General features: G+C 65.2%; 11 protein-coding genes. All 11 read right to left on the bottom strand.

Annotation, left to right across the window (positions count from 1 at the left end):
- Positions 1-9: 9 nt before the first annotated feature.
- On the bottom strand, positions 10-285 hold the full coding sequence (rpsS, locus tag AC1Q5B_RS08355; RefSeq protein ID WP_055941277.1) for a 30S ribosomal protein S19: 276 nt from the start codon (positions 283-285) through the stop codon (positions 10-12).
- A gap of 6 nt (positions 286-291) precedes the next feature.
- Complete coding sequence (gene rplB, locus AC1Q5B_RS08350) at positions 292-1119, bottom strand: 50S ribosomal protein L2 (protein WP_192310112.1); 828 nt, start codon at positions 1117-1119, stop codon at positions 292-294.
- An 11-nt stretch (positions 1120-1130) separates the two neighbouring features.
- Positions 1131-1430, bottom strand: a complete 300-nt coding sequence (gene rplW, locus AC1Q5B_RS08345; RefSeq protein WP_055941273.1) for a 50S ribosomal protein L23 — start codon at positions 1428-1430, stop codon at positions 1131-1133.
- The gene (rplD, locus tag AC1Q5B_RS08340) at positions 1427-2032 is read right to left on the bottom strand and encodes a 50S ribosomal protein L4 (protein ID WP_192310113.1); all 606 of its coding nucleotides are present in this window, start codon (positions 2030-2032) and stop codon (positions 1427-1429) included. The genes rplW and rplD overlap by 4 nt, the downstream gene beginning before the upstream one ends.
- 11 nt (positions 2033-2043) lie before the next feature.
- A complete protein-coding gene (rplC, locus tag AC1Q5B_RS08335) occupies positions 2044-2697 on the bottom strand; it encodes a 50S ribosomal protein L3 (RefSeq protein ID WP_093296342.1) in 654 nt (217 codons plus the stop codon).
- 11 nt (positions 2698-2708) lie between these two features.
- Positions 2709-3020: a 30S ribosomal protein S10 gene (gene rpsJ, locus AC1Q5B_RS08330; RefSeq protein WP_027070119.1), complete on the bottom strand. Its 312-nt coding sequence runs from the start codon at positions 3018-3020 to the stop codon at positions 2709-2711.
- 570 nt (positions 3021-3590) lie between these two features.
- The gene (gene tuf / locus AC1Q5B_RS08325; RefSeq protein ID WP_492631242.1) at positions 3591-4781 is read right to left on the bottom strand and encodes an elongation factor Tu; all 1191 of its coding nucleotides are present in this window, start codon (positions 4779-4781) and stop codon (positions 3591-3593) included.
- A gap of 75 nt (positions 4782-4856) precedes the next feature.
- On the bottom strand, positions 4857-6947 hold the full coding sequence (gene fusA / locus AC1Q5B_RS08320; protein ID WP_192310115.1) for an elongation factor G: 2091 nt from the start codon (positions 6945-6947) through the stop codon (positions 4857-4859).
- Between the two features lie 173 nt (positions 6948-7120).
- Complete coding sequence (gene rpsG, locus AC1Q5B_RS08315) at positions 7121-7588, bottom strand: 30S ribosomal protein S7 (RefSeq protein ID WP_055945227.1); 468 nt, start codon at positions 7586-7588, stop codon at positions 7121-7123.
- Between the two features lie 12 nt (positions 7589-7600).
- The gene (gene rpsL, locus AC1Q5B_RS08310; RefSeq protein WP_055945224.1) at positions 7601-7975 is read right to left on the bottom strand and encodes a 30S ribosomal protein S12; all 375 of its coding nucleotides are present in this window, start codon (positions 7973-7975) and stop codon (positions 7601-7603) included.
- Positions 7976-8209: 234 nt separating this feature from the next.
- Positions 8210-12442, bottom strand: a complete 4233-nt coding sequence (gene rpoC / locus AC1Q5B_RS08305; RefSeq protein WP_492631241.1) for a DNA-directed RNA polymerase subunit beta' — start codon at positions 12440-12442, stop codon at positions 8210-8212.
- Positions 12443-12498 lie beyond the last annotated feature (56 nt).

The following is a 12498-nucleotide window of genomic DNA, read 5'->3' as shown; positions in this document are numbered from 1 at the left end:
CATCTCTCCTTACTTCTTGCCGCCGGCTTTCTTGTCGCCACCGTGACCCTTGAAGGTACGGGTGACGGCAAACTCGCCGAGCTTGTGGCCGACCATGTTCTCGTTGACCAGCACCGGAACGTGGTTCTTGCCGTTGTGGATGGCGATCGTGAAGCCCACCATTTCCGGCAGGATCATCGAACGGCGCGACCAGGTCTTGATCGGCTTCTTGCTGCCGCCCGCGGCCTCCACCTTCTTGACGAGGTGGTGATCGACGAACGGGCCCTTCTTGAGTGAACGTGCCATGGTCGATTAGCCCCTACGATCGCGGACGATGAATTGCTGCGTGCGCTTGTTCTTGCGCGTCTTGTAACCCTTGGTCGGCACACCCCACGGGGTGACCGGATGCGGGTTGCCCTGGCCGGCCTTGGCCTCACCACCACCGTGCGGGTGGTCGACGGGGTTCATGGCCGCACCGCGGACGGTCGGCTTGACACCGCGCCAGCGCTTGGCACCGGCCTTGCCGAGCTTCTCCAGGCTGTGCTCGTCGTTGCCGACTTCGCCCACCGTGGCGCGGCACTCGACCTGCACCTTGCGCATTTCGCCGGAGCGGAGGCGCAGCGTGGCGAAACCCTGCTCGCGAGCGACCAGCTGCACGGCGGCACCGGCGGCGCGGGCGATCTGCGCGCCCTTGCCCGGCTTCAGCTCGATGCCGTGGATCGTCGTGCCGACCGGGATGTTGCGCAGCGGCAGCGTGTTGCCGGCCTTGATCGGAGCATCGCTACCGGCGATGACCTGGTCACCGGCCTTCAGGCCCTTCGGGGCGATGATGTAGCGACGCTCGCCATCGACGTAGCACAGCAGCGCGATGTGCGCGGTGCGGTTGGGATCGTATTCGATCCGCTCCACGCGCGCCGGGATGCCTTCCTTGTCGCGCTTGAAGTCGATGATGCGGTAATGCTGCTTGTGGCCACCGCCGATATGACGGGTGGTGATGCGACCGTGGTGGTTGCGACCGCCGGACTTGCTCTGCTTCTCGAGCAGCGCAGCATGCGGAGCACCCTTGTGCAGGTCGGGCGTCACCACGCGGACCGCCGAACGGCGACCGGGGGAGGTGGGCTTGAATTTCATCAATGGCATGTGGGTCTACCTCAGGCCTTGGCCGACACGTCGATGGCCTGACCATCGGCCAGACGCACGTACGCCTTGCGCCAGTCGCCGCGGCGGCCGGCGCGGTTACGGAAGGACTTGTTCTTGCCCTTGACGTTGACCACGTTGACCGTCTCGACCTTGACGTCGAACAGCTGCTCGACCGCGGCCTTCACATCGGCCTTGGTGGCATCGTTCGAGACTTCGAAGACGTATTGGTTGGAGAGTTCCTGCAGGCGCACGGTCTTTTCGGAGACGCGCGGAGCACGCAGCACGGCAAAAATCTTTTCGTTGCTGATCATGCCAGCCACTCCTCGATCTTCTTGACGGCGTCGGCCGTGATCAGCACGGAGTCGGCACCGACCAGTGCCGCCGGGTCCAGGCCCTGCACGTCGCGCACTTCCACATAGGGAAGGTTGCGGGCGGACAGGTACAGGTGCTCGGAGGCATCCTCGGTGACGATCAGCGGACGCTGACCCAGGTCCAGGCCCTTCAGCTTTTCAACCAGGGCGCTGGTCTTGGTGGCGTCCACGTCGAACGCTTCCACGACCTTCAGGCGGTTCTGGCGGTTCAGCTCGGACAGGATCGAGCTGATGGCCGCGCGGTACATCTTGCGGTTGACCTTCTGCGCGAAGCTGCGCGGCTTGGCCGCGAAGGTCACGCCGCCGCCGACGAAGATCGGCGCGGTCAGGGCGCCGTGACGGGCACCGCCGCCCTTCTGCTTCTTGGACTTCTTGGTGGTGCCGTTCACTTCGGCGCGCGTCTTCTGCGCCTTGGTGCCGGCACGACCGGCGTTGCGGTAGGCAACGACGACCTGGTGGACCAGATCCTCGCTGAACTCGCGGCCGAACACGTCGTCGGAGACCGACAGCTTGTTGGCGCTACCTGTAATGGCTAGTTCCATGGTCGTTCTCCTCAACCCTTGCTCGCCGGACGCACGATCACGTCGCCACCCGGCGCACCCGGCACGGCGCCGCGAACGGCGATCAGGCCGCGCTCGGCGTCCACGCGGACGACTTCCAGGTTCTGCGTGCTCTGCTGCACGGCACCCATGTGGCCCGACATCTTCTTGCCCGGGAACACGCGACCCGGCGTCTGGCGCTGACCCAGCGAACCCGGCGCGCGATGCGACAGCGAGTTACCGTGGGTGGCGTCGCCCATGCGGAAGTTCCAGCGCTTGATGGTGCCCTGGAAGCCCTTGCCCTTGGTGACGCCCTGGACGTCGACGATCTGGCCGACTTCGAAGATGTCGGCCTTGATCTCGCCGCCGACGGTGAAGTCGCCCAGCTTGTCGGCTTCCACGCGCAGCTCCCACAGACCACGACCGGCTTCGACCTTGGCCTTGGCCAGGTGACCGGCGACCGGCTTGGTGACGAGCGAGGCGCGACGGGTGCCCACGGCGACCTGCACGGCGCTGTAGCCGTCGGCTTCCGGGGTCTTGATCTGCGTGATGCGGTTCGGGGTTGCTTCGATCAGCGTCACCGGAATGGACTTGCCATCTTCGGTGAACACACGGGTCATGCCAGCCTTGCGGCCGACGAGACCCAACGAATATTTCTTCGCGGTCATGGTCGTGGGCCTCAGGTCAGCTTGATCTGCACGTCGACGCCAGCCGCGAGCTCGAGCTTCATCAGCGCGTCCACGGTCTTGTCGTTGGGGTCGACGATGTCGAGCACGCGCTTGTGCGTGCGGGTCTCGTACTGGTCACGCGCGTCCTTGTCGACGTGCGGAGAAACCAGGATGGTGTAGCGCTCGATCTTGGTCGGCAGCGGGATCGGGCCGCGCACTTGCGCGCCGGTCCGCTTGGCCGTCTCGACGATCTCGCTGGCCGAGCGGTCGATCAGACGATGATCGTACGCCTTGAGCCGGATTCGGATCTTTTGGTCCGCCATGACGGAAATTTCCTTCGTTAAAGAGCGACGGGCGCGGCCTCTGGGATGCCTTGCCCCGGTTAGTCCAAGCTGTTCCAGCTCCCCACCACCCGCGTCAACTCCACGGACGGAAAGTGCCGGAATCGGCTGGGGATCTTCCTGAAAAACTAGGCAGGCCGGTAAACCGGCCCGCCCAGACATGAAAGTATAGGACGCGTGACACACCCCGTCAACCACCGGGGCGCCCTGCCCGACCCGAAGGCCTGCAGGAAGGCACGCGACACTCCGTGTCTGGCGAACACGAGGCGCTTCCTGCACCTCTTTTCGCGGTAGAACCAGCGGCCTCCCAGGGGGCGCTGGCGGATCATGCGATTCCTTTCGGGCCAAGCGGCCGTCAAGGGGCGCGCATCATAGCGCAGGTTTTGCTGTTTTGCAGCATCCCGCCATGAAAATGCATGGGATTGCTGCAAATAAAGAGGCGGACCGAGCTTCCGGTCCGCCCTTGTCGCTTCATCAGGCCGCTGGATCCCCGTCTGCACGGGGATGACGGCCTGACAAAGCCGGACGGGCTGGCCCGTCCGGATCAGGACGTCACTTGATGATCTTGGCCACCACGCCGGCGCCGACCGTACGGCCACCTTCGCGGATCGCGAAGCGCAGGCCTTCGTCCATCGCCACCGGGTTGATCAGGGTCACCACCATCTTCACGTTGTCACCCGGCATCACCATTTCCACGCCTTCCGGCAGGGTCACGGCGCCCGTGATGTCGGTCGTGCGGAAGTAGAACTGCGGACGGTAGCCCTTGAAGAACGGGGTGTGACGGCCGCCTTCGTCCTTGCTCAGCACGTAGACTTCGGCTTCGAACTCGGTGTGCGGGGTGATCGAACCCGGCTTGGCCAGCACCTGGCCACGCTCCACGTCGTCACGCTTGGTGCCGCGCAGCAGCAGACCGGCGTTGTCGCCCGCCTGGCCCTGGTCCAGCAGCTTGCGGAACATTTCCACGCCCGTAACCGTGGTCTTCTGGGTCGGACGGATACCGACGATCTCGATTTCCTCGCCCACCTTGATCACGCCGCGCTCGATACGGCCGGTCACCACGGTGCCGCGGCCCGAGATCGAGAACACGTCTTCCACCGGCATCAGGAACGGCTTGTCGACGTCACGCTCCGGGGTCGGGATCCAGCTGTCCAGCGCATCGACCAGCTTCAGGATCGCCGGCACGCCGATCTCGCTCTGGTCGCCTTCCAGCGCCAGGCGGGCCGAGCCCGAGATGATCGGGGTGTCATCGCCCGGGAACTCGTACTTGCTCAGCAGTTCACGGACTTCCATCTCCACCAGCTCCAGCAGCTCGGCGTCGTCCACCATGTCGGCCTTGTTCAGGAACACGACGATGTACGGCACACCGACCTGGCGCGAGAGCAGGATGTGCTCGCGGGTCTGCGGCATCGGGCCATCAGCGGCCGAGCACACCAGGATCGCGCCGTCCATCTGGGCGGCACCGGTGATCATGTTCTTCACGTAGTCGGCGTGGCCCGGGCAGTCCACGTGCGCATAGTGGCGCGAGGCCGATTCGTATTCCACGTGGGCCGTGGAGATCGTGATGCCGCGCGCCTTCTCTTCCGGCGCCGCGTCGATCGCGTCATAGGCCTTGAACTCGCCACCGAAACGCTCCGCGCCGATCTTCGTCAGCGCCGCCGTCAGCGTCGTCTTGCCGTGGTCAACGTGACCAATCGTGCCCACGTTCACGTGGGGCTTGGTGCGTTCGAACTTACCCTTTGCCATTGTCTTCTACCTTGTTATGCGTGATTCGTGACGGGAATGCCGGGCGCTACGATCGCAGCGCCCGGCTCCCAACTCTTAGTTCTTCTTGACGACCGCGTCGGCGATGTTGGCCGGCGCTTCCGCGTAGTGGTCGAACTCCATCGAGAACGTGGCGCGACCCTGCGACATCGAACGCAGCGTGGTGGCGTAGCCGAACATTTCGCCCAGCGGCACCATCGCGGCGATCACCTTGCCGGACGGACTGTCGTCCTGACCCTGCAGGATGCCGCGACGACGGCTCACGTCGCCCATCACGTCGCCCAGATAGTCTTCCGGGGTGACGATCTCGACCTTCATCATCGGCTCCAGCAGGACCGGCTGGGCCTTGCTGAAAGCTTCCTTGAAGGCCATCGAACCGGCGACCTTGAACGCCATTTCGTTGGAGTCGACGTCATGGAACGAACCGTCCACGGCCTTGATGGCGATATCGACCACCGGGAAGCCGGCCAGCGGACCGCTCTTCATGGCGTCTTCGATGCCCTTGCCGGCAGCGGCCACGTATTCCTTCGGCACGACGCCGCCGACGATGGCGCTCTCGTAGGAGAAGCCCACGCCGCGCTCGACCGGCGACATTTCGATGACGATGTGGCCGTACTGGCCGCGACCGCCCGACTGGCGCACGAACTTGCCGTCCTGCTTGACCGACTTGCGGATCGTCTCGCGGTAGGCCACCTGCGGCTTGCCGACGTTGGCCTCCACGTTGAACTCGCGCTTCATGCGGTCCACCAGGATTTCCAGGTGCAGCTCGCCCATGCCCGAAATGATCGTCTGGCCGGATTCCTCGTCCGTCTTGACGCGGAACGAGGGATCTTCCTGCGCCAGGCGACCCAGGGCCAGACCCATTTTCTCCTGGTCGGACTTGGTCTTCGGCTCCACCGCCATCGAAATGACGGGCTCCGGGAACACCATGCGCTCCAGGGTGATGATGTGGTCGAGCGAGCACAGCGTGTCACCCGTGGTGACGTCCTTCAGGCCCACGGCCGCCGCGATGTCGCCGGCACGCACTTCCTTGATCTCGTCGCGCTGGTTGGAGTGCATCTGCAGGATGCGGCCCACGCGCTCCTTCTTCGACTTGACCGGGTTGTACACCGCGTCGCCGGAGTTCAGCACGCCCGAGTAGACGCGGAAGAACGTCAGCGAACCCACGAACGGATCCGTCATGATCTTGAACGCCAGCGCCGAGAACGGCTCGTTGTCGCCCGCCTTGCGGCTGTCTTCCTTCTCGTTCTCGTCGATGCCCTGCACCGGCGGACGGTCGGTCGGCGACGGCAGCAACTGGATCACGCCGTCGAGCATGGCCTGCACGCCCTTGTTCTTGAACGCGGAGCCGCAGTAGACCGGGATCACTTCCACCTTCAGCGTGCGCTCGCGCAGGCCGGCGATGATCTCGGCCTCGGACAGGTCGCCTTCGTTGAGGTACTTGTCCATCAGCTCTTCGCTGGCTTCGGCCGCAGCCTCGACCATGAACGCACGGTCCGTCGCAGCCTTGTCGGCCAGCTCGGCGGGAATGTCGCGGTACTCGAACTTCGTGCCCTGCGAAGCCACATCCCAGTGGATGTACTTCATCTTCAGCAGGTCGATGACGCCCTCGAAGCCGTCCTCGGCGCCGACCGGCACCTGCATCGGCACCGGGTACGCACCCAGGCGCGTCTTCAGCTGATCGACGACCTTGAAGAAGTCGGCGCCGGTACGGTCCATCTTGTTGACGAACGCGAGGCGCGGCACGGCGTACTTGTTGGCCTGGCGCCACACGGTCTCGGACTGCGGCTGCACGCCGCCCACGGCGCACAGCACGAACACCGCACCGTCGAGCACGCGCAGCGAACGCTCGACTTCGATGGTGAAGTCGACGTGGCCGGGGGTATCGATGATGTTGAAGCGGTGCTGCGGCAGGGACTTGTCCATGCCCGTCCAGAACGCCGTGGTGGCGGCGGACGTGATGGTGATGCCGCGCTCCTGCTCCTGCTCCATCCAGTCCATGGTCGCGGCACCGTCGTGCACTTCACCGATCTTGTGGCTGACGCCGGTGTAGAACAGGATGCGCTCGGACGTGGTGGTCTTGCCGGCGTCGATGTGCGCCATGATGCCGAAATTGCGGTAACGCTCGATGGGAGTGGTGCGAGCCACGACAGTCTCTCTTTTCTGATGGAGGGCGGGCGGGATGCCGGGGCCTTCCGTGGAGGGCGGATCTTAGATGGCCGAATGCCGCCTTTCGGCGGCCTTCGGAGCGGGACGCGGGAAGCGTCCCAAGGGCACCTAGATGGTGCCGAAGGCCCTTGCTTGCAAGGGCCCGGAGGCCGTTACCAGCGGTAGTGGGCGAACGCCTTGTTCGCTTCCGCCATGCGGTGGGTCTCTTCACGCTTCTTGATGGCGCCGCCACGGTTCTCGGAGGCGTCCAGCAGTTCGGCGGCCAGCTTGCGCGGCATCGTGTTCTCGCCACGCTTGCGGGCGGACTCGATCAGCCAGCGCATCGCCAGCGCCATGCGGCGCGACGAACGCACTTCGACCGGCACCTGGTAGGTGGCGCCACCGACGCGGCGCGACTTCACTTCGACGGCCGGGGACACGTTGTCCAGCGCCTTCTCGACCAGCTCGAGAGCGTTGGGGTTCTTCTCGCCGATGACGTCCATGGCACCGTAGACGATCTTCTCGGCGACCGACTTCTTGCCGCTCAGCATCACCATGTTGATGAAGCGGGCGATCGTCTGGCTGCCGTGCTTGGGGTCCGGCAGGATTTCACGTTGGGGGGCAGAGCCTTTGCGCGACATGATTCTTTTTCCTTAAGCCTTGGGACGCTTGGCGCCGTATTTGGAGCGGCCCTGGCGGCGCTTGGCGACGCCCGAGGCGTCGAGCGAACCGCGCACGGTGTGGTAGCGCACGCCTGGCAGGTCCTTCACACGACCGCCGCGCACGAGCACCACGGAGTGCTCCTGCAGGTTGTGGCCTTCACCGCCGATGTAGCTGATGATTTCTTCCTGGTTGGTCAGGCGCACCTTGGCGACCTTGCGAAGCGCCGAGTTCGGCTTCTTCGGGGTCGTCGTGTAGACGCGGGTGCACACGCCGCGACGCTGCGGGCAGTTGTCCAGCGCGGGCGACTGGCTCTTGTACGTGGGGGCCTGCCGCGGCTTGCGGACCAGCTGATTGACGGTTGCCATAGTGGATTCTTCGTGTGAAGGCCGGAGCCTTGTTTGACATGAAAACGAAGGCAGGCCGCAAGACGGCCCACCTAGACGGAAAAGTATAGCCGGCAACCCGCCCGACCGTCAACGCGACGGAGGTAGGTGCCTGCCAACTGACTGCGATCCCGCCCTTCCTGGGCCGAAAACGAGGCGCGTCCTGCGCCTCTTTTCGTGGTCTGGGACGGCCCGGAGGCCGTCAGGTAGTACGGTTCAGCTGGCGCTGGACTCCTCGCCGGCTTCGTCGGCGGCCGCGACCGCGGCTGCCGGAGCAGCCTCGGCAGTACCACCGGACAGGGCGTTCACCTCGGCCTCGGTCAGACCGGAGGCGTTGCGGCGGCGCTGGTTGTGGTACGCCAGGCCGGTACCGGCCGGAATCAGGCGACCCACGATGACGTTTTCCTTCAGGCCGCGCAGGCTGTCGCGGGTACCGCGGACGGCGGCCTCGGTCAGCACGCGGGTGGTCTCCTGGAACGAGGCCGCCGAGATGAACGACTCCGTCGCCAGCGAGGCCTTGGTGATGCCCAGCAGCACCGGGTCGTACTTCGCCGGGATCTCGTTGCGGGCGATCAGCTTGGCGTTCTCTTCGATGAAGCGCTGCTTCTCGATCTGTTCGCCGGCCAGGAACTTGCTGTTGCCGGCATCGGTGATCTCGACCTTGCGCAGCATCTGGCGGGTGATCACCTCGATGTGCTTGTCGTTGATCTTCACGCCCTGCAGGCGGTAGACGTCCTGGATTTCCTTGACCAGATAGGCCGCCAGCGGCTCGACACCCAGCAGACGCAGGATGTCCTGCGGGCTCGGCTCGCCGTCCACGATGGTTTCGCCCTTGGCCACGTGCTCGCCTTCGAACACGATGATCTGGCGGAACTTCGGAATCAGCTCCTCGTGCTCCGAACCATCCGTGTCCTTGATGATCAGGCGCTGCTTGCCCTTGGTGTCCTTGCCGAAGCTGATGACGCCGGAACGCTCGGCCAGAATGGCCGGATCCTTCGGCTTGCGGGCTTCGAACAGGTCGGCCACGCGCGGCAGACCACCGGTGATGTCGCGGGTCTTCGACGCTTCCTGCGGCACCTTGGTGACCACGTCGCCCACGCCGACCGGCGCGCCATCCTGCAGGTTGACGATCGAGCGCGGCGGCAGCAGGTACTGCGCCGGCAGGTCGGTCCCCGGGATGCTCAGGTCCTTGCCGTCCTTGTCGACGATGCGGACGATCGGACGCAGGTCCTTGCCCTGCGAGCCGCGACGCTTCGGATCGGTGATCTCGCGCGAGGCCAGACCGGTCAGGTCGTCGGTCTTCTCGATGACGGTGACGCCGTCGACGAAGTCCACGAAGCGCACGAAACCGGCCACTTCCGACACGATCGGGTGATTGTGCGGATCCCAGTTCGCCACGGCCTGGCCGGCGGTGATCTGCGCGCCGTCCTTGACGGTGATCGTGGCGCCGTAGGGCAGCTTGTAGCGTTCGCGCTCGCGACCGTGGCCGTCGAGCACCGACAGTTCGCCCGAGCGCGAGACCGCGACCAGGCTGCCATTGGCGTGTTCGACGAACTTGAGGTTGTTGAACTTGATCGAGCCGGTCGTCTTGACCGTGATGTTGTCGACCGCAGCCGCACGCGACGCCGCGCCACCGATGTGGAACGTACGCATGGTCAGCTGGGTGCCGGGCTCGCCGATCGACTGCGCGGCGATGACGCCGACCGCTTCGCCGATGTTGACGATGTGGCCACGGGCCAGGTCGCGGCCGTAGCAGTGCGCGCAGACGCCGAAGTCGGATTCGCAGGTGATGGTGGAACGCACCTTCAGGGCCTGCACGCCGGCATCTTCCAGCTTCTGCACCCACGCTTCGTCCAGCAGCGTGTTGCGGGTGACGATCGGATCCTCGTCGTTGCCCGGCAGGAACACGTCCTCGGCCACGATGCGGCCCAGCACGCGGTCGCGCAGCGGCTCGACCACGTCGCCGCCTTCCACGATCGGGGTCATGGTCAGGCCTTCCTGCGTGCCGCAGTCGACCTCGGTGATCACCACGTCCTGCGCCACGTCGACGAGGCGACGGGTCAGGTAACCGGAGTTCGCGGTCTTCAGCGCGGTATCGGCCAGACCCTTGCGGGCACCGTGGGTGGAGTTGAAGTACTCCTGCACGTTCAGGCCTTCGCGGAAGTTCGCCTTGATGGGCGTCTCGATGATCGAACCGTCGGGACGGGCCATCAGGCCGCGCATGCCGGCCAGCTGGCGGATCTGCGCCTGGCTACCGCGGGCGCCGGAGTCGGCCATGATGTACAGCGAGTTCATCGACTTCTCGTTGATGGTCTCGCCCTTGGCGTTCTGCACCTTGTCGGTACCGATCGTGTCCATCATCGCCTTGGCGATGCGCTCGTTGGTGCGCGACCAGATGTCGACCACCTTGTTGTAACGCTCGCCGGCGGTGACCAGACCGCTCTGGTACTGCTCCTGGATTTCCAGCACTTCCTGTTCCGCTTCGCCCAGGATGCCCTTCTTCTCGGCCGGGATCAGCATGTCGTCGATGCCGATGGAGACGCCGGCGCGCGTGGCGTACGCGAAGCCGGTGTACATCAGCTTGTCGGCGAACACGACCGTGTCCTTCAGGCCCAGCATGCGGTAGCTGGAGTTGATCAGGCGGCTGATGGCCTTCTTGTTCAACTCGGTGTTGACCAGCGCGAACGGCAGGCCTTCCGGCAGGATCTCGGCGAGCAGCGCACGGCCGATCGTGGTGTCCACGATGCTGGTCTGCTGGCTGCGGCCGCCTTCCTCGTCGATCACGGTGCCGCTGATGCGGACCTTGACCTTCGCGTGCAGCTCGACGGCGCGGTTGTCGTAGGCGCGCTTGACCTCGGCGATGTTGGCGAACGCCATGCCCTCGCCCTTCTTGTTCTCCAGCGCGCGGGTCATGTAGTACAGGCCCAGCACGACGTCCTGCGACGGCACGATGATCGGCTCGCCGTTGGCCGGCGACAGGATGTTGTTGGACGACATCATCAGCGCGCGCGCTTCCAGCTGCGCTTCCAGCGACAGCGGCACGTGCACGGCCATCTGGTCACCGTCGAAGTCGGCGTTGAACGCGGTGCAGACCAGCGGGTGCAGCTGGATCGCCTTGCCTTCGATCAGCACCGGCTCGAACGCCTGGATGCCCAGGCGGTGCAGCGTCGGCGCGCGGTTCAGCAGCACCGGGTGCTCGCGGATGACCTCTTCCAGGATGTCCCAGACGTCGGCTTCTTCGCGCTCGACCAGCTTCTTGGCGGCCTTGATGGTGGTGGCCAGGCCGCGACGCTGCAGCTTGGCGAACACGAACGGCTTGAACAGCTCCAGCGCCATCTTCTTCGGCAGGCCGCACTCGTGCAGGCGCAGGGTCGGACCGACCACGATGACCGAACGGCCGGAGTAGTCGACGCGCTTGCCCAGCAGGTTCTGGCGGAAGCGGCCCTGCTTGCCCTTGATCATGTCGGCCAGCGACTTCAGCGGGCGCTTGTTGGTACCGGTGATGGCGCGGCCGCGGCGGCCGTTGTCCATCAGGGCATCCACCGACTCCTGCAGCATGCGCTTTTCGTTGCGCACGATGATGTCCGGCGCGTTGAGCTCCAGCAGGCGGCGCAGGCGGTTGTTGCGATTGATGACGCGGCGGTACAGGTCGTTCAGGTCGGAGGTCGCGAAACGGCCTCCGTCCAGCGGCACCAGCGGACGCAGGTCCGGCGGCAGCACCGGCAGGACGGTCATGACCATCCATTCCGGACGGTTGCCCGACTCCAGGAACGCTTCCATCAGCTTGATGCGCTTGGTGAGGCGCTTGAGCTTGGTTTCCGAACCGGTGCTGGCGATGTCCTCGCGCAGGTTGACCATCTCGGCCTGCAGGTCGATCGTGCGCAGCAGGTCGTAGACGGCCTCGGCGCCCATGGCGGCGTCGAAGTCGTCGCCGTGCTCCTGGCGCGCCTGCATGAACTGCTCTTCGGTCAGCAGCTGGCGGCGCTCGAGCGAGGTCAGGCCCGGCTCGGTGACGACATACGCTTCGAAGTACAGCACGCGCTCGATGTCGCGCAGGGTCATGTCCAGCATCAGGCCGATGCGCGACGGCAGCGACTTGAGGAACCAGATGTGCGCGACCGGGCTGGCCAGGTCGATGTGGCCCATGCGCTCGCGGCGCACCTTGGCCAGCGTCACTTCCGTGCCGCACTTCTCGCAGACGACGCCGCGGTGCTTCATGCGCTTGTACTTGCCGCACAGGCACTCGTAGTCCTTGATCGGCCCGAAGATGGCCGAGCAGAACAGGCCGTCGCGTTCGGGCTTGAACGTGCGGTAGTTGATGGTTTCCGGCTTCTTCACTTCGCCGAAGGACCACGAGCGGATCAGGTCCGGCGAAGCCAGCGCGATCTTGATCGCGTCGAAGTCCAGCGTCTGGCGCTGCTGGTTGAAGAGGTTGAGCAGGTCTTTCATGGTGTTTCTCCGTCAGGAGGAATCTTTGTCGATGGCGGGTTGACCGGGGTCGATCG

Source organism: Pseudoxanthomonas sp. GW835-FHT14C01, assembly GCF_058793715.1.
Note: the sequence above shows the minus strand (reverse complement) of the source record. Positions and strands in the feature narration are given on the sequence as shown.

Coding starts and splice junctions, on each gene's coding strand:
- rpsS (WP_055941277.1), bottom strand. CDS start 285: ATGGCACGTTCACTCAAGAAGGGCCCGTTCGTCGATCACCACCTCGTC.
- rplB (WP_192310112.1), bottom strand. CDS start 1,119: ATGCCATTGATGAAATTCAAGCCCACCTCCCCCGGTCGCCGTTCGGCG.
- rplW (WP_055941273.1), bottom strand. CDS start 1,430: ATGATCAGCAACGAAAAGATTTTTGCCGTGCTGCGTGCTCCGCGCGTC.
- rplD (WP_192310113.1), bottom strand. CDS start 2,032: ATGGAACTAGCCATTACAGGTAGCGCCAACAAGCTGTCGGTCTCCGAC.
- rplC (WP_093296342.1), bottom strand. CDS start 2,697: ATGACCGCGAAGAAATATTCGTTGGGTCTCGTCGGCCGCAAGGCTGGC.
- rpsJ (WP_027070119.1), bottom strand. CDS start 3,020: ATGGCGGACCAAAAGATCCGAATCCGGCTCAAGGCGTACGATCATCGT.
- tuf (WP_492631242.1), bottom strand. CDS start 4,781: ATGGCAAAGGGTAAGTTCGAACGCACCAAGCCCCACGTGAACGTGGGC.
- rpsG (WP_055945227.1), bottom strand. CDS start 7,588: ATGTCGCGCAAAGGCTCTGCCCCCCAACGTGAAATCCTGCCGGACCCC.
- rpsL (WP_055945224.1), bottom strand. CDS start 7,975: ATGGCAACCGTCAATCAGCTGGTCCGCAAGCCGCGGCAGGCCCCCACG.
- rpoC (WP_492631241.1), bottom strand. CDS start 12,442: ATGAAAGACCTGCTCAACCTCTTCAACCAGCAGCGCCAGACGCTGGAC.